A 16,714-nucleotide genomic window follows, 5' to 3' on the forward strand; every position below is an offset into this window, starting at 1 on the left:
GCAATTCAAACTATGCCATTCGGGTAGGCTACAAAGAACAAAATTGTCAAAGCCAATGATGGTAATGACTCTAGCTGCTAAATTTCTGCAAACTAGATAATATGGAACAGTTTACCTATGGATTCTCAGCATCGTCCATCTCCTGATTCTGAACAACAAACGACTTCTAAAAAACAAAGGCGCGGCATCGGTAGAATTGGTTGGGCTGTAATTGGCGCTGTTTTTTTTGGTAGCCTACTAGCTATAGGTATTCTGCCTCGGTTAAGTCAAAGGTCAGAATTACAAGCAGCAGTTAAGGAAGCAAGCACTTTAACCTCAGTCAACGTGATCACTCCGCGTCGCGCTACTGCTAGTACCAAATTGGAACTACCTGGCAGTGTTGTAGCCCTTAACCAAACGACCATCTACGCTCGCAGTACTGGGTATTTGCGGCGGTGGTATGCAGATATTGGCGATCGCGTCCGAGCTGGTCAGTTGTTGGCAGAGATTGATTCACCAGACACCGATCAGCAAGTTTTGCAAGCCAAGGCAGAGTTAGCACAAGCACAAGCTAACGTGCTTCAAAGTCGTGCTAGTTTAGCTAAAGGTATTTCTGATTTGAAGCAAGCCCAGGCTAATCTCTTGATAGCACGTCAGAGCTGGCAGCGCTGGCAATTTCTTGTCAAAAAAGGTGCAGTAGCTCAACAAGATACAGATACAAAATATGCTACATATCAGGCTAATCTTGCCAACGTTGAGGCAGCACAAAACACTATTAATTCGGACTCTGCCAACGTCAAAGCAGCAGAAGCTAACGTCTACGCAAGTCAAGCAAACTTCCAGCGTAATACCGTATTGCAGTCTTATAACAAAGTCACTGCTCCCTTTGCAGGAGTGATTACCGCACGTAACGTCAATACAGGTGTTTTAATTTCAGCAGGTAATGGCAACACCAATACCAGCAACACCAATACTAGCAATACCAGCCTTTATACTATTGCTGCTTATGACAAGCTAGACGTGAATGTGAATGTTCCACAGAGTTTATCACAGTCACTTCAGACTAATCAAACAGCACAAATTACAGTCAAAGAGTTACCACAACAAGCGTTTACGGGTAAAGTAGTGCGTACTAGCAACGCTATAGATCCAAATACTCGCACTTTGCTGGCACAATTAGAAGTGCATAATTCCAACGGAACGCTGCGACCTGGGATGTATGCCAATGTCACATTTGCCATTAACCGCAACGATCCTCCCTTTGTTGTGCCAGATAGTGCCTTAGTCGTTAACGCCGGAGGTACGCAGGTCGCAACTTTAACCAAAAACCAAACAGTGCATTATCAAAAAGTTGTCGTTGGGCGAGATTATGGTACTGAAGTAGAAATTACATCAGGTCTGACAGGAAATGAATCGCTGATTGCCACTCCCACGGTTGATGAGACAGAGGGTTTGCGTGTGCAGCCAGTTGCACAAACAAAGTAGACTCATTCGTGAGAGGTTACAGCTATTTTCAGGTAAATAGACCAGGCGGTAAGGGCACACCAATGCTCATGAGTGTCAACTTAAGCGCAAACCCTTTTAAAACCTCGTTTCCAGCCTCTGGCTGGAAATGCTGCTCCTGGCGGCTCTGCCGCCAGCAAGGGAGGCGGAGCCTCTAGAACGGCATTCCCAGTCGGAGACTGGGAACGAGACAATGTAAAAGCTGCTTCTAGAAAGGCTTTCACGTTAAGTTGACACCAATGACCAATGCTGTGCCCCTACGATAGATGTGGTTCAAATACTTGAATTATCCTGTAAAATAATTGCGCTTTTGTCAAGAGTGTGCAGGAAAAGACGACAATCAAGCTTGGAGACTGGCTTTGGTAGGGCTTTAACTACTGATCCGCTTTTCCATGCCAACGTTGCCCTGCAAACCTCCTGTATGTAATAGTAGCAATGAATCGCCTCTACGAAAAAATCCCTGCTTGAGTAAATCCATCACTCCGTAAAACATTTTTGCGGTATATACGTAATCGAGGGGTATGCCATGTTCCTCTGTGAACTGCTGGCTGAACAGTAGCAACTCGTCGTTCACTTTTGCATAGCCGCCAAAGTGGTAATCACACACTAATTCCCAGTCAGCCGGAGAGGTATATGGTGCGGGTAAACCAGAGGCGAGGTAATTTGTCAGCAGATTTTCAATTTCTTCTGCAAGAAAAGCCCCATTTTTAAATACTGGAAAAGCGATCGCTCTTTGCTTTTGATCCAACGATAGCGCAATACCAGCCAGTGTGGTAGCCGTACCGCAGGCTACGCATATATGATTAAATGCGTAGGCGTAGCCAGCCGTAGGCATCGCATCACCAACTATCTCTGTGCAACCGCGTATACCATTTAAATTACAGCCACCTTCGGGAATAATAAACACCTCACCGAAACGTTGTTGCAGATATTCCTGTAGCGCTGATGTGTTGCGCTGTCGATACATCTCGCGGTTCAAGTACACTAGCTGCATACCCTGTTGTACAGCGAAACTCAGCGTCGGGTTGAGTGGTAGCCTCTGTTCCCCACGAATTACACCAATGGTGCGAAAACCGAAAAGATTACCAGCCGCCGCAGTTGCATAGATGTGATTGGAATAAGCGCCGCCAAAAGTAAGCAGCGTCGTGAAATTTTTCTCCTTGGCTTCCAAAAGATTGTACTTCAGCTTGAACCACTTGTTGCCGTTAACCCACGGGTGCATGAGATCCAGGCGCAGCACATACAGATCAACACCAGCATGGCGGGCAATTTCGCTGTTGATTTGTTCTAGAGGAAGAAAAAAATTTAACGACATGCGTAAACATTCTCACATTCATTATTGAAGATAAAAGTAATGATAAACATTAAGTAATTCAATGCTAAGTCAATCAAAATGAATAATAAATCTTTCTGATGATTAGCTTTAGAAATTTGCATTTTACTAATTGAGTATTTCAGGTAAATATAACAAACATAACACTCGCTCCAGATAATATTCTCTTGGAAAAAACAAATGATTGCACTCACACAGCTTAGTCAAGTTATTCCCAATCCAGGACGTTTGACGATTCAAACTGTTGAAATTGCTGCTCAAACGACTGCTATCCGTTGTCTCGACTGGGATCGAGAACGTTTTGATATCGAGTTTGGTTTACGGAATGGGACAACCTATAATTCTTTTTTAATTCAGGGAGAAAAAGTTGCCTTAGTTGATACATCTCACCGCAAGTTTGAGCAATTATATCTTGAGATACTGGTGGGATTAATTGATCCAACTAAAATAGATTACTTGATTATTAGCCACACCGAACCCGACCACAGTGGCTTAGTGAAAAATATTTTACAATTAGCTCCCTCTATTACTGTTGTCGGTGCTAGGGTAGCTATTCAATTTTTAGAAAATATGGTTCACCAGCCTTTTAAATCAATGCAGGTTAAAAGTGGAGAGCTATTAGATTTAGGCAATGGACACAAATTAGAATTTGTTTCTGCACCTAACTTACACTGGCCTGACACAATCTTCACTTATGACTACAAAACCTGCACTCTCTACACCTGTGATGTATTTGGGATGCACTACTGTGATGACCATACCTATGATGAAAATATCACTTCAATAGAAGAGGATTTTAAATATTACTATGATTGTCTCATGGGTCCCAATGCCCGGTCTGTTTTGGCTGCTTTAAAACGGATTGAAAAGTTAGAAATAGGAACAGTTGCCACGGGACATGGACCTTTATTAAAACACTATATCTCCGAATGGCTCGGACGGTATCAAAACTGGAGTTTAGAACAAGCAAAAACAGAGACATTAGTGGCTCTATTTTATGTTGAAGATTACGGCTATAGTGAGCATTTAGTCCGTACCATAGCACATGGATGTGCGAAAACAGGCGTGGCAGTAGAATTAGTAGCTCTCAATATTGCCGAGCCTCAAGAAGTTCGAGAATTAGTTGCACAATCTTCTGGTTTAGTAATTGGAATGCCAGCCCAATCTTCGGTGGTGGCTCAAGCTGCTTTAAGTACTATTTTAGCTGCTGTTCACAAGAAACAGACAATTGGTTTATTAGAATCAGGAGGGGGAGAAGATGAACCCGTTTACCCCTTACGGAATAAGTTTCAAGCATTAGGATTAACTGAAGGTTTTCCACCTATCTTAGTTAAGGAAACTTCTACCCAAGCAACGGAACAGCTTTGTGATGAAGCAGGGACAGATATGGGTCAATGGTTAAACCGCGATCGCACCATTAAACAGATTAAATCTATCAATACTGAGCTAGAAAAAGCTTTAGGGCGTATTAGCACAGGATTGTATATTATCACTGCCAAAAAAGGAGAAATTCAGAGTGCAATGTTTGCTTCGTGGGTGACACAAGCCAGTCTTGAGCCTTTAGGAGTAGCGATCGCAGTATCTAAAGATCGGGCAATTGAATCCTTGATGCACGTTGGCGATCGCTTCGTTCTAAACGTTTTAGAAGAAGGCAAATATCAAGGATTAATGAAACATTTCCTGAAGCGTTTTGCTCCTGGTGCAGATCGTTTTGCTGGAGTGAAAACATATCCAGCTAACAATGAATCGCCCGTTTTAGCTGAAGCTTTAGCTTATATGGAATGTGAAATTACTAGCCGCATGGATTGTGGAGATCATTGGGTAATTTATAGCACAGTCCAAACTGGAAGAGTTGCCAAACTAAATGCACTTACCGCCGCCCATCACCGCAAAATTGGCAATCATTACTAAATTGTCATTTGTCATTAGGCTCCGCTGCCCCCTGCTCGCTTGCTTCTCCTGCTGTCTACAGACGCGATTCATCGCGTCTCTACAACTCCCAAAAAACTATGTACAAATCTGCTGAAGATACCCCAATTACCATGTATGAAATCAATCGGGCGCGCGTCGTGCGCTCCTTGGAATTTATTCAAGATATAATTGTGATTTCTTTGTGTATCGGTTTATTTAGCTTCATGGTGCTTCAGGTGAGAGATATGTTTCTCTCCTTACTTCCGCCTCTAGATTTTCATGCTGTTACTGCCGATATTCTCTTTTTACTTATCTTAGTTGAGCTATTCAGACTGCTGATTATTTATCTACAGGAACATCGAGTATCCATTGGGGTAGCTGTTGAAGTCTCTATTGTTTCCGCCTTGCGAGAAGTAATTGTTAAAGGTGTTCTAGAAACTAATTGGAGTCAAGTTTTAGCAACTTGTGCCTTTTTATTAGTGCTGGGAGTACTACTGTTCCTCAGAGTTTGGCTACCCCCGACCTTTGAAGGTATCGACCCGGAACAAGAAGCATCTAAACGCTATAGAAGCCGAGCCAAGTCTGAATTAACACAAACCAATAGTCATTAAGAGTAGGGAGCAAGAATTTTAGATTTTAGATTTTGGATTTTAGATTGAAATTTAATCCAAAATTTAAAATCCAAAATCCAAAATTGAATTACCCAATCCCCAATGCCCCATGCCCAATTAAGAGAGGTTATTATGTCTACTGCCACATTAACGCCCAACCATAGCAAAGATGTGCAGGTTGCTGAAATTGGTAAAAATACTCTGATTCTGCGATCGCGGACTTGGGACAGACTAAAATTTGAGGTTGAGTATTCCCGCCAACGGGGAACTACAGCGAACTCTTATCTGATTCAAGCTGATAAAAAGGCTTTAATTGACCCTCCTGGTGAATCCTTTACCGAAATTTACCTTGAGCAACTAGCACAACATCTAGATTTTATCTCCCTCGATTACATTGTTCTCAGTCATGTCAACCCGAACCGCAGAGCAACCTTGCAAGTATTGCTCTCTCTGGTTCCTCAAGCCACTCTCATTTGTTCTCGCCCCGCCGCTAATGCTCTAAAAACTGCCTTTCCCGAATTTGAATCACCTATTCAAGCGATGCGATCGGGGGATACTCTAGATTTAGGACAAGAACATCATCTATCATTTATCACTGTACCAACTCCCCGTTGGGCGGATGGACTTTGTACCTATGATCCCGCAACAAAAATTCTCTACACAGACAAACTTTTCGGCGCTCATATTTGCGAAGATACTTTGTTTGATGAAGATTGGAAGGGATTAGATGCGGAACGTCGTTACTATTTTGAATGTCTCCATGCACCCCAAGCCAAACAAGTTGAAGTAGCCTTAGATAAATTGTCGGTTTTGGGAGCCAGATGTTACGCCCCAGCACACGGCCCGGTTGTTCGTTACAGCCTTAGTCGTTTTACTTATGATTACCGTCAATGGTGTCAAGGGCAAAAATCTCAAGAATTGAGTGTCGCTTTGCTCTATGCTTCTGCTTATGGTAATACAGCAATTCTGGCGAATGCGATCGCTCAAGGTTTGATTCAAAATGGAATTAATGTGGAATCAATCAACTGTGAACTAGCAGATTCTGCCCAGATTAGCCGCATTGTCGAAACTTGCGACGGTTTGATTATCGGCTCACCCACTTTAGGCGGACATGCACCGACTCAAATTCAAACAGCTTTAGGAATAGTCCTCTCGGCGACGGCTAAAACTAAGTTAGCAGGGGTGTTTGGTTCCTACGGTTGGAGTGGAGAGGCAATAGATTTAATAGAAAGCAAGCTCAAAGATGCAAATTATCAACTAGGATTTGAAACAATTCGGGTGCTTTTCAGCCCTACTCCTGAGATTCTCCAGCAGTGTCAAGAAGCAGGCGCTTCCTTTGCCCAAAACTTGAAGAAAACCAAAAAACTGCGTACTTCTCGGCAGGTTGTGACAGAAACCCATGTAGATCGTACCGAACAAGCGGTGGGGCGGATCATTGGTTCTCTGTGTGTTGTGACAACGCGTGATGAAGAAACTCACAAAGGGGTTTTAACTTCTTGGATATCTCAAGCAACTTTTAACCCGCCAGGAATTATGATTGCGATCGCTAACGAGCAAAATGCAGATTTAATGCATCATCCTGGTGATAAATTTGTGCTGAATATCCTCAAAGAAGGAAGAAATGTGCGACGCTATTTTTCTCGTCATAGCACTTTAGGCGATAATCCCTTTGCAAATCTTGCCACAAAAACTGCTGATAATGGTTGTTTGATTCTAAATGAGGCATTAGCCTATTTAGAATGTACGGTACAAAATCAGCTTGAATGTGGTGATAGATGGTTAATTTATGCCGTTATCAATCACGGTGAAGTGTTGGAAAATGATGGTGTCACCGCTTTAGAGCATCGTAAATCTGGCAGCTATTATTAACCTGAATTTTCGCGGTATCTGGAAAATCTCTCTCTTAAAAGGCTACCGTGTACACCAGGGCTATTTCATTCTCATCTAGCCCGTCTCAGAATAAATTCTGAGTCTAATAGCAAAAGTCGTCTAAAGACGACTGAGAAAAGGTTATAGTCCGTTTTAACGCAATACGCTTGGGTTAACAGTCAAAAACCAAAACCAGCGTAGGTTGGGGAGCCACTGCGCCCTTGCGGTTTCCCGACTTGAAGCAAGTGGCGTTTGAGGGACGAAACCCAACATTTTCGGTACTTTGTTGGGTCTCACTACGTTCAACCCAACCTACAATTATCCTTAACCCAAGCGTATTGCGTTTTATAGCGTTTCCTAATCAGATGAGGTACATCATAGCCCCCTCCTCGCTTGCGGGGAGGGGGTTGGGGGTGGGGTTCCTTGTACCTCACTCAACCGATAACCGCTATAACGGACTTTAGCTATTAGCCCGGAACTTTAGTTCTCGGCGGTTAAGTCTTTGAGAGTGGCTCCACAGACTTTTAATTCCCCAACTCCTCTTGAAAAGCAAAGCTGTTTCATTCCCTCAAAAGCTCAAAAAAGACTTGTATTCTGAACAAAAAGACTTGTGTTCTGAACAAAAAGACTTGTGTTCTGAACGAAAGTACTTGTATTCTGAATGAAAAGACTTGTGTTCTGAACAAAAAGACTTGTGTTCTGAACGAAAAGACTTGTGTTGTGAACGAAAAGACTTGTGTTCTGAATGAAAGTACTTGTGTTCTGAATGAAAAGACTTGTGTTGTGAACGAAAGTACTTGTGTTGTGAACGAAAGTACTTGTGTTGTGAACGAAAGTACTTGTGTGTACACCGTAGCCTAAAAAGAGAGAGACTTTGAATTTTCCCCTTCTCGCATTGGGAAGGGTGTTAGGTTTTTCAGGAACTTTACCCATTGTCGGCTAATCTTAGTGCCAATCCCCCATACCCAATATCGTGATCTAAGATTGTTGGGTATCTTATAAATTGCGATCGCCACTATACCGATGATCGAAGTTGAACATCTGAGTAAAATATACGGTTCCACCCCAGCGATTACTGATGTCACTTTTAGCGTCGAGCCAGGAGAGATTTTAGGGCTTCTGGGTCCCAATGGCGCTGGTAAAACCACAACCATGCGGATTCTGGCTGGTTATTTACCGGCAACAAATGGAAATGCCCGGATTGCTGGTTATGATGTCCATGAAAATTCCCTGGCTGTGCGCCAACGAATTGGTTATTTACCGGAAACACCACCGTTATATCCAGACATGACGGTGGAGGGATTTTTGCATTTTGTCGCCCAAATTAAGGGAGTATCAGCAGGCGATCGCCCCAATAAAGTCGCAGCAGCCATCAAACGCTGCAACTTAGAAGATAAGCGGCGGGTGATTATTCGCAAACTCTCTAAAGGATACCGCCAAAGGGTAGGAATTGCTCAAGCGATCGTCCACGATCCACCAGCGATCATTTTGGATGAACCCACCGTTGGACTCGATCCCCGACAAATAATTGAGGTGCGGAATTTAATTAAAAGTCTCGCTGGTACTCACACAGTTATTCTTTCCACGCACATTCTGCCAGAAGTGAGCATGACTTGTAGCCGCGTCGCCATCATCAATCGCGGAAAAGTCGTAGCAACTAATACACCAGAAAACCTGATGACTCAGTTGACAGGTGGTTCAGGGTATGAATTGGAAATAGAAGGAGAAGCTGCCCTAGCAAAACAGGTATTGCAAAAAGTCGCGGGTGTGAGTTTGATAGAATCAATTCCAACAACTGGAATGCATGGTCATCAGCTCCAGGAAAACCGCGCTTACCTGCGGGTGATATCGGAACCGGGAAAAGAACCAGGGCGCGATATTGCTACAACATTAGTGCGTGCAGGATTCGGTTTACATGAACTGCGGCGTGTTAACGCCACCTTAGAAGATGTATTCTTGCAACTGACCACAGAAGAAAAGAATTTCGATACTGAGGTAGACTTAGCAGCAGACAACGAAGGAGAGGCAGCGTAAATGGGTGTAGTGCTGAGTAATATTATTGCCATTTATCGCCGAGAGTTACAGAGTTATTTTGTATCACCTTTAGCTTATGCGATCGCAGGTATATTTTGGTTCATCGCCGGGTTATTCTTGGTGATGATTTTGCTAGGGCCAGATGGCATTTTACCAGGAGTAGCCGCCCTAGATTTACAAGGACAACAACAGGGAGTACCAGTACCGCCGATAGATGTCCCCTACGAATTTGTCCGAGCATTTTTGGATCGTATGGGATGGCTATTGTTGTTTATCTTGCCAATTCTCTCAATGGGACTCTATGCCGAAGAACGTAAGCGCGGCACTTTAGAACTGTTAGCCACATCGCCAATTACAAATTGGGCGGTAGCTTTAGGTAAATTATTAGGCGTGCTAACATTTTTTACCACGATGGTTGTACCCATGCTAGTGTTGGAAGCGATCGCAATCAACGGATCAAATCCACCAATGGCGCTCTCAATTCCCTTGCTGGGTCATTTGGGATTAATCTTGCTAGCAGCAGCAATTTTATCTGTAGGAATGTTTATTTCCTCATTAACAGACAGCACAATTCTGTCTGCCGTTCTCACATTTGCAGTAATCTTATTATTGTTATTGATTGATTTAATCGGCAAAATTGTCCCTGGCCCCGTGGGCGAAGCATTAGGTTATCTGTCATTACTGAAACATTACAACACCTTAATTCAAGGTATTTTTGATACCAGCGCCTTAATTTTATTCGCCAGTTACATTTTTTTGGGCATCTTTCTCACCGCTCAATCAATTGATGCACTACGCTTTCAAAGGCAGTAATTATTGGTCATTTATCATTGGTCATTTGTCATTTGGTACATTGCCAATTGAGTTTAGGTAGGAGTTTAATTTGGGTGCTAGTTCGTTAATGATTATTTTGATTGCATTTATAGCGTTTCCAAATCAGAAAAGGTACATCATAGCCCCCTCTCGAAGAGCGGGGAGGGGGTTGGGGGTGGGGTTCTTCGAGTTTAATAAGCAATCAAGCGGACATGATATCACTAGTTTTTGACAAATGACCAATGACCAATGACAAATAATATGAAGATAGTTACAAAAAAGAAACTGTGGAAATATCTATTTTGGTTTGGCCCGTTCCTAATTACAGTCGGCTTAACAATTGGATTAGTCTCTGAACAGTGGGGATTAATTCCCTTAGCATTTCTGATTACGGGAATTATCATAAGTGCGTTAGGGATAATATGGCAAAGCTACCAAACTAACTGGTGGAAGCGTCGTTCTACCCAAGCTGGGACTAATGCCTTAGTAGCAACCCTGGCAGTATTGGCAATTTTGGGATTGATTAACTTTTTGGGAACTCGCTATCACTTGCGGACAGACTTAACAGAAACTCAATTGTTTACCCTTGCGCCCCAGTCACGGGAATTAGTAAGTGTATTACCACAGCCAGTTAAAGTGTGGGTGTTTGATATTAACCAGAATCCCCAAGACCGAGAACTGCTAGAAAATTATCAACGGCAAAGCTCAAAATTTAAATATGAGTATATCGACCCCCAAGCTAGACCAGGACTTGCAGAAAAGTTTGGCGTTAAAGATTATGGGGAAGTTTACCTAGAATCTGGAGATAAACGGCAATTAGTACAGACGGTAAATGAAAATGAGCGCCTGTCAGAAGTCAGATTAACTAGTCGCCTGCAACAACTAACAAATTCGACTACAGCCAAAGTTTACTTACTCCAAGGTCATGGCGAACGCCAACTTTCGGCTGGTAAAGGTGCAATATCACAAGCAGTTCAGGGATTAGGTGACAAAAGTTATACAACATCACCGTTGAATCTAGCAGAAACTTCCAAAGTTCCTCAAGATGCGGCTGTCGTAATAGTAGCTGGTCCTAAGCGAGGGCTGTTTGAGGGTGAAGTCAAAGCCTTGCAAGAGTATCTTAATCGCGGTGGTAGCTTACTGCTGATGATTGATCCTAATACCGATCCCAAACTTAACAGCTTGCTACAAGAATGGGGTGTTCGTCTGGATAATCGTTTAGCAGTAGATGTCTCAAAGGATAGCGTAGGACTTGGCCCTGCTGCGCCCTTAGTGACAGAATATGGACAACATCCAATTACCAAAGATTTCGCTAACGGCATTTCTTTTTATCCAGTTACCCGACCACTGCAAATTACCTCTGTACCTGGTGTTGAGGCTACTCCACTGCTGCGAACCAAACCCTATCCCAACAGCTGGGCAGAAAGCGACCTCCAAAGCGAAAAATTAGAGTTTAATGCAGATAAAGACCTCAAAGGTCCTCTGACCTTGGGCGTAGCCTTAACCAGAAAACAAGCGGCTAAATCTATTTCCACTCCCCAAGCTTCACCGACACCTTCACGCCTACCATCACCAACCACCCAAAGCAAAACTAGCCCAACTCCTTCACCCTCCCCCAAAACTCCGCAAGCTTCACCCCTACCATCACCAACCACCCAAGGCAATGCTTCTCCCACTCCCTCATCTCAAACAGCCACCGAATCCCGGTTAGTAGTTTTCGGAAATTCTAGCTTCGCCACCGATGGCTTGTTTCAACAGCAACTAAATGGAGATGTATTTCTCAACTCAGTTACTTGGCTGAGTCAACAGGAGAAGCAACCTCTTTCTATTCGTCCCAAAGAAGCGAAAAACCGTAGAATAACCTTGACTACTACGCAAGCCAATCTTTTAATATTGTCGTCTTTGTTGGTTTTACCCTTAATTGGGTTTGCGGCGGCAGTTATTATTTGGTGGAAACGACGGTAAGAAGGTAGGCGTAATTAAATATAAGATCAAACCTCACCCTCAATCCCTCTGGGATGCTTTGGAGAGGGAAGCCGGAGGCAGGATGAGGTTATATTTAATTTGACCCACTTACTTAAGAAGTGAGTGAGGAGTTATAAATATTAACTCTTTACCAATGACCAATGACAAATAACAAATGACAAATGACTAAAAAATGAAATTGCCGCGAACAACTTTAATTTTGATACTGCTAGCGCTGGGTTTAGGTGGTTTTGTTTACTTCTATGAAATTAGAGGTGCAAGTGTGCGAGAAGAAATTAAGCAGCAAAAGCAGCAAATTTTTTCTTTTGCCGCAGATGATGTCCAGTCTTTAACAGTCAAGACAAAAAAACTCACCCTGAATTTAGAACGTAGTCCTGAATCTAGTAATCCTAAGTGGGTAATCAAATCTCCGATATCGGAACCAGCCAATGATGCTATTGTTTCTTATTTAATGGATTTGTTGGTCAAGGGTAAAAGCGATACTGCTTTATCAACTCCAGCAAAAGAGCTTGGAGAATTTGCCTTAGATAAACCCCAAGCAACTATCAGTATCACCCTGAAAAACCGCCAAAGCCATCAGTTGATTTTGGGTAAATCTAACTTTAACGGTCATTTCTTGTATGCTCAAGCTGACCCTGTTGCTAAACCCGATGGGAATATAAATGTGCTGTTGGTATCTACAGATTTTGCAAATGCCGTGAATCGGGAACTATCAGAGTGGAAGCAACCTGTAGATAATAGTCAGAAACTTCCTCCGCTCACCATTCCTAAACCGAGTCCGACAAACAGCAAATAATTAATTAAAATTGTGGCGATATTCTTATGACAAATCCGACAGCAACATTGCTGATTTCCTGCCCTGACCAACGGGGATTGGTGGCGAAATTTGCCAATTTCATCTATTCTAATGGTGGTAATATTATCCATGCAGATCAGCACACAGATTTTGCTGCTGGGTTATTTCTTACCCGCATTGAATGGCAATTAGATGGGTTTAATTTACCACGAGAATTTATTGATCCTGCATTTAATGCCATAGCACAACCTCTTGGCGCTAAGTGGGAACTACGTTTTTCTGATACAGTACCACGCATTGCTATTTGGGTAAGTCGGCAAGACCATTGTCTATTTGACTTAATTTGGCGACAACGCGCTAAAGAATTTGTGGCTAAAATTCCTTTAATTATTAGTAATCATTCTAGTTTAAAGGTAGTTGCAGAACAATTTAATATCGACTTTCAGCACGTTCCCATCACTAAAGACAATAAATCAGAACAGGAAGCCCAACAACTAGAATTACTACGCGAGTACAAAATAGATTTAGTTGTATTGGCAAAATATATGCAGATTGTTAGTGCAGATTTCATTAGTCAATTTCCGCAAATTATCAATATACATCATTCATTTTTACCAGCTTTTATCGGAGGAAATCCCTATCACCGAGCTTTTGAACGTGGAGTAAAAATTATTGGTGCAACTGCTCATTACGCTACTGCTGATTTAGATGCAGGGCCAATTATTGAACAGGATGTAGTGCGAGTTAGTCACCGTGATGAAGTTGATGATTTGGTGAGAAAGGGCAAAGATTTGGAGAGAGTTGTATTAGCAAGAGCAGTGCGATCGCACTTGCGAAATCGTGTCTTAGTATATGGTAATAGGACAGTTGTATTTGAGTAATTTTATATCCGAAGGAATGTAATTCACGGCGGCACAAAAAATTCTGCGTAGGCAGACTTTATAAAAATAGTTATTTCAAGGATTGCCGTAGCTGTTTTAGTTAGCTGAAACTAACTCTGTTTCATCTTTCGATTCATCTCTAATGTTTAAATAGGTCTATAAATATATGGGACTTCCAAGAAATAAATTATCCAAAGAAACGAACCACAGAGACGCAGAGAACACAGAGAAAAGAGAAATAGAAAGGATTTTTGCGTCAGTTTTGGGATATTTTTTTATTTGGAAGTCCGTATCAGGAAATGCGGCATGATAATTCATCATATCTTTTGCTAGCTAATTGAGTTAGACTAATTTTTTATTTTCTCCCTTTTGTCATTGATTTATTCAAAACACGATTTGATTTATGAGTCTTACTGGCTTTATTGGACTACCAGATGTTCGAGCTAGATTTAAAGCAGAATTCCTCAAGCCAAAGCTTGATATAAAACAAGAATTATTAGCTGCTGCACCTTTAGGTAGTAATGTCCGTCTGGTGGGAACGGCATTTGATTATTTATTACGTTTCCATATCAAGTATCAAAATCCTCACGCTCAGGAAAGAGGATGGATTGCTGAGTATAGCTTGCATCACTTTAGTCGTAGGGGTCAAACTCATTTGTTTAACCAAGCGAAAAGAGTTATCGACCAAGCCCATAACAATTACCAAGAATTCTTGCTCAATGGACAATTCACAAATGAGTTGCTCCAATCAGCCCTATTGCTAGGAAGCCTAGATGCAGTTATGCGGGTGGGTTATATTCATGAAACGTGGGAAGCTATTAATGAGCAAGATATTCAGGATTTGCGAAATTTGGTCCAGTTATTAAAGCCTGAGCTTTTTAAGTCTTGGGGAAAAATAATTATGAATCCTAGTTGGGAAGCTGCCCTTTTAGTGCGTGGAGCCGATGGCGATTTAATTGTTGATGATTTGCTGGTGGATTTTAAGACAGTTAAGGAACTTAAGCTGGAACGCAGCAATTTTGATCAGTTGATGGGTTACTATACTTTGTCGGTGATTGAGCAAAAACTCGAAGAGGATGCTATTGAGTTAAAACGTTTAGGTATATACTTTTCGCGTTTTGGGGTGCTTTATCAAATCAATGTCGAAGATGTAGTTAATTTTGAAACTTTCCCCAAATTCCTAGAATGGTTTATCGCAAGAGCGCGAGAATATAGTGGTTGTACGCTAATTTAGCTAAACGGTTGGCGCGATCGCAAGGATAATTTTATTTTACTTTTCAGCTAAGGGGATCTTTTGGCTAGCGATCGCTACAAACATCTCCATAAAAAAGCTGTGCTGCATCTACGCCTGTTGTAGACATTGCCTCATAATAATAAAAGATTAAGCTGCACTCAGAAAACTCTCAATGAGCCAAACTAGCCTAAATTTAGTTGCAATATCTATCTTTCTGATCACCATGTCCACCCTACTGGGGCCATTCATTCACTTGTCGCCCGCAGTACCCGCGATCGCTACCTTCACCATTTTAGGCATAGCTACATTAGATAGTTTCAGCTTGCAAGGCAAGGGTGGTACTATCTTTTTAGATTGGATTGCTGGTTTTTCAAGTGAACACCGCGATCGCATCGTCCACCACGAAGCAGGACATTTCTTAGTTGCTTACCTATTGGGCATTCCCGTTACCGGCTACACACTCAGCGCTTGGGAAGCCTGGAAACAGGGGCAACCTGGGCAAGGCGGCGTTAGCTTTGATGATGGCGAATTAGCATCTCAACTAGAAGTGGGTAAAATCAGTGCCCAAATGCTAGACCGCTACTGCACTCTTTGGATGGCGGGTATTGCTGCTGAAACCCTAGTTTTTAATAATGCTGAGGGTGGATCTGATGATAAAAATAAGCTGATAGGAGTCTTGACAATTTTGGGTTTTTCTGAGTCAGTTTATCAGCAGAAACTGCGGTTTCATACTCTCCAGGCAAAAACTCTACTGCAAGAAAATTGGTCTAGCTACGAGGCTTTAGTTAATGCCATGCGACAACGCACTTCGGTAGAAGATTGTCATGCTGAGTTGGGAGTGGGGAGTTAGGAATAAGAATTAAATAACATACAATTTATGTCTCTGGCTTACCTCACCCTCAATCCCTCTCCGATATATTGGAGAGGGAGGCTAGAGACAGGATGAAGTTTTGCATTTTATTTAATCCACGTTCCTTAGAAGTTAGAGACGCGATTAATCGCGTCTGTACAGGAGTTAGAAGTTTGGAGTGTTTGTTTACTTACAGCAGAATTCAAGTGTTTGAACCACATCTGTCGTAGGGGCACAGCATTGCTGTGCCCTTAGTGCGTGGTCTATTTACCTGAAAATAGCTGTAATTCACATCTTTTGTTTAAATTGCGGTAAAACCATAAATTTAGAAAACAAAGCTAAATAAAAAATTCTATCTTAAAATCTACCCCTAATGTCGGTAAATTAGTTAGTTTCCGCTTTTTCCACGGGCGGAAATAATCGAAAAAATTCTGTTAGCGTAGGCTAAAATATTAAAATCTGAACTTTTGTGAAAAGTTAGAATCAGATCAATAACCTTCAACAGTGTAACCAGCAGCAACAATTACCTGTTTAATTGACTCTTCAGAAGCTGCGGATTCTACCGTGACAGTTTTAGCCTTAACATCGACATCCACCTTGGCTTCAGGTTCCATAACATGTATAGACTCAGTAATTGTTTCTGCACATCCGTCACAAGCAATATTTGATACTTTCAGTTTTAGTGCCATTTGTTACTCCAAGATGGAAATTTTCAATTATTTCTTCAGGATTAATTTTAGTCATCAAAATGCGACCGCGTATCCTACCAGAGTAAGGCAATGGTGTAAAAGCATCCTAATCACTGCATATAGCTCACCGACAGGCACAATTTGCTAGCAGTAATATGAAACAAAATGCAAGAATATATAAAGCTATTTATGAAAATACCCTATCTAGTGCCGCTACGCCCAAAT

At 42.0% G+C, this 16,714-nt stretch carries 14 protein-coding genes; 11 read left to right on the forward strand and 3 right to left on the reverse strand.

Translation table 11 applies throughout. The annotated features are described in order from the left end of the window. Window positions 1-117 precede the first annotated feature (117 nt). Window positions 118-1,464 (forward strand): efflux RND transporter periplasmic adaptor subunit, encoded by a 1,347-nt coding sequence (locus V7K31_RS29095; protein WP_335099482.1) that lies wholly within the window; start codon window positions 118-120, stop codon window positions 1,462-1,464. Between the two features lie 80 nt (window positions 1,465-1,544). Here the strand turns inward: V7K31_RS29095 and V7K31_RS29100 are convergent, their stop codons facing one another. Both V7K31_RS29100 and V7K31_RS29105 read right to left on the reverse strand, forming a co-directional pair. Next, window positions 1,545-1,706, reverse strand: a complete 162-nt coding sequence (locus tag V7K31_RS29100) for a hypothetical protein (protein ID WP_335099485.1) — start codon at window positions 1,704-1,706, stop codon at window positions 1,545-1,547. A 146-nt stretch (window positions 1,707-1,852) separates the two neighbouring features. Beyond that, on the reverse strand, window positions 1,853-2,797 hold the full coding sequence (locus V7K31_RS29105) for a 1-aminocyclopropane-1-carboxylate deaminase/D-cysteine desulfhydrase (protein WP_335099488.1): 945 nt from the start codon (window positions 2,795-2,797) through the stop codon (window positions 1,853-1,855). A gap of 198 nt (window positions 2,798-2,995) precedes the next feature. Here V7K31_RS29105 and V7K31_RS29110 point away from each other — a divergent pair, with 198 nt between their 5' ends. From V7K31_RS29110 to V7K31_RS29155, 10 genes are all read left to right on the forward strand, one after another. Beyond that, window positions 2,996-4,726 (forward strand): diflavin flavoprotein, encoded by a 1,731-nt coding sequence (locus V7K31_RS29110; protein ID WP_335099491.1) that lies wholly within the window; start codon window positions 2,996-2,998, stop codon window positions 4,724-4,726. Between the two features lie 98 nt (window positions 4,727-4,824). Then, window positions 4,825-5,337: a phosphate-starvation-inducible PsiE family protein gene (locus tag V7K31_RS29115; RefSeq protein ID WP_335099494.1), complete on the forward strand. Its 513-nt coding sequence runs from the start codon at window positions 4,825-4,827 to the stop codon at window positions 5,335-5,337. A 132-nt stretch (window positions 5,338-5,469) separates the two neighbouring features. Continuing rightward, window positions 5,470-7,206 (forward strand): diflavin flavoprotein, encoded by a 1,737-nt coding sequence (locus V7K31_RS29120; RefSeq protein ID WP_335099496.1) that lies wholly within the window; start codon window positions 5,470-5,472, stop codon window positions 7,204-7,206. A 1,023-nt stretch (window positions 7,207-8,229) separates the two neighbouring features. Then, a complete protein-coding gene (locus tag V7K31_RS29125) occupies window positions 8,230-9,240 on the forward strand; it encodes an ABC transporter ATP-binding protein (RefSeq protein ID WP_335099498.1) in 1,011 nt (336 codons plus the stop codon). Further along, a complete protein-coding gene (locus V7K31_RS29130) occupies window positions 9,241-10,053 on the forward strand; it encodes an ABC transporter permease (protein ID WP_335099500.1) in 813 nt (270 codons plus the stop codon). Window positions 10,054-10,314: 261 nt separating this feature from the next. Further along, a complete protein-coding gene (locus V7K31_RS29135; RefSeq protein ID WP_335099761.1) occupies window positions 10,315-12,018 on the forward strand; it encodes a GldG family protein in 1,704 nt (567 codons plus the stop codon). 193 nt (window positions 12,019-12,211) lie between these two features. Beyond that, on the forward strand, window positions 12,212-12,835 hold the full coding sequence (locus V7K31_RS29140) for a DUF4340 domain-containing protein (protein ID WP_335099503.1): 624 nt from the start codon (window positions 12,212-12,214) through the stop codon (window positions 12,833-12,835). Window positions 12,836-12,861: 26 nt separating this feature from the next. Continuing rightward, window positions 12,862-13,716, forward strand: coding sequence for a formyltetrahydrofolate deformylase (gene purU, locus V7K31_RS29145; protein WP_335099506.1), 855 nt, complete (start codon window positions 12,862-12,864; stop codon window positions 13,714-13,716). Window positions 13,717-14,119: 403 nt separating this feature from the next. Next, window positions 14,120-14,950 carry a hypothetical protein gene (locus V7K31_RS29150; protein WP_335099508.1) on the forward strand — a complete coding sequence of 277 codons (831 nt, stop codon included), beginning with the start codon at window positions 14,120-14,122 and terminating at the stop codon, window positions 14,948-14,950. Window positions 14,951-15,122: 172 nt separating this feature from the next. Further along, window positions 15,123-15,800, forward strand: coding sequence for an ATP-dependent Zn protease (locus V7K31_RS29155; protein WP_335099511.1), 678 nt, complete (start codon window positions 15,123-15,125; stop codon window positions 15,798-15,800). 488 nt (window positions 15,801-16,288) lie between these two features. Here V7K31_RS29155 and V7K31_RS29160 read toward each other — a convergent pair whose 3' ends face one another. Next, window positions 16,289-16,489, reverse strand: a complete 201-nt coding sequence (locus V7K31_RS29160) for a heavy-metal-associated domain-containing protein (RefSeq protein WP_335099513.1) — start codon at window positions 16,487-16,489, stop codon at window positions 16,289-16,291. Between the last annotated feature and the right edge of the window lie 225 nt (window positions 16,490-16,714).

The organism is Nostoc sp. (assembly GCF_036917675.1).
Lineage (GTDB): Bacteria > Cyanobacteriota > Cyanobacteriia > Cyanobacteriales > Nostocaceae > Nostoc.

Coding starts and splice junctions, on each gene's coding strand:
- V7K31_RS29155 (WP_335099511.1), top strand. CDS start 15,123: ATGAGCCAAACTAGCCTAAATTTAGTTGCAATATCTATCTTTCTGATC.
- V7K31_RS29110 (WP_335099491.1), top strand. CDS start 2,996: ATGATTGCACTCACACAGCTTAGTCAAGTTATTCCCAATCCAGGACGT.
- V7K31_RS29125 (WP_335099498.1), top strand. CDS start 8,230: ATGATCGAAGTTGAACATCTGAGTAAAATATACGGTTCCACCCCAGCG.
- V7K31_RS29095 (WP_335099482.1), top strand. CDS start 118: ATGGATTCTCAGCATCGTCCATCTCCTGATTCTGAACAACAAACGACT.
- V7K31_RS29135 (WP_335099761.1), top strand. CDS start 10,315: ATGAAGATAGTTACAAAAAAGAAACTGTGGAAATATCTATTTTGGTTT.
- V7K31_RS29150 (WP_335099508.1), top strand. CDS start 14,120: ATGAGTCTTACTGGCTTTATTGGACTACCAGATGTTCGAGCTAGATTT.
- V7K31_RS29160 (WP_335099513.1), bottom strand. CDS start 16,489: ATGGCACTAAAACTGAAAGTATCAAATATTGCTTGTGACGGATGTGCA.
- V7K31_RS29120 (WP_335099496.1), top strand. CDS start 5,470: ATGTCTACTGCCACATTAACGCCCAACCATAGCAAAGATGTGCAGGTT.
- V7K31_RS29130 (WP_335099500.1), top strand. CDS start 9,241: ATGGGTGTAGTGCTGAGTAATATTATTGCCATTTATCGCCGAGAGTTA.
- V7K31_RS29115 (WP_335099494.1), top strand. CDS start 4,825: ATGTACAAATCTGCTGAAGATACCCCAATTACCATGTATGAAATCAAT.
- V7K31_RS29140 (WP_335099503.1), top strand. CDS start 12,212: ATGAAATTGCCGCGAACAACTTTAATTTTGATACTGCTAGCGCTGGGT.
- V7K31_RS29105 (WP_335099488.1), bottom strand. CDS start 2,797: ATGTCGTTAAATTTTTTTCTTCCTCTAGAACAAATCAACAGCGAAATT.
- purU (WP_335099506.1), top strand. CDS start 12,862: ATGACAAATCCGACAGCAACATTGCTGATTTCCTGCCCTGACCAACGG.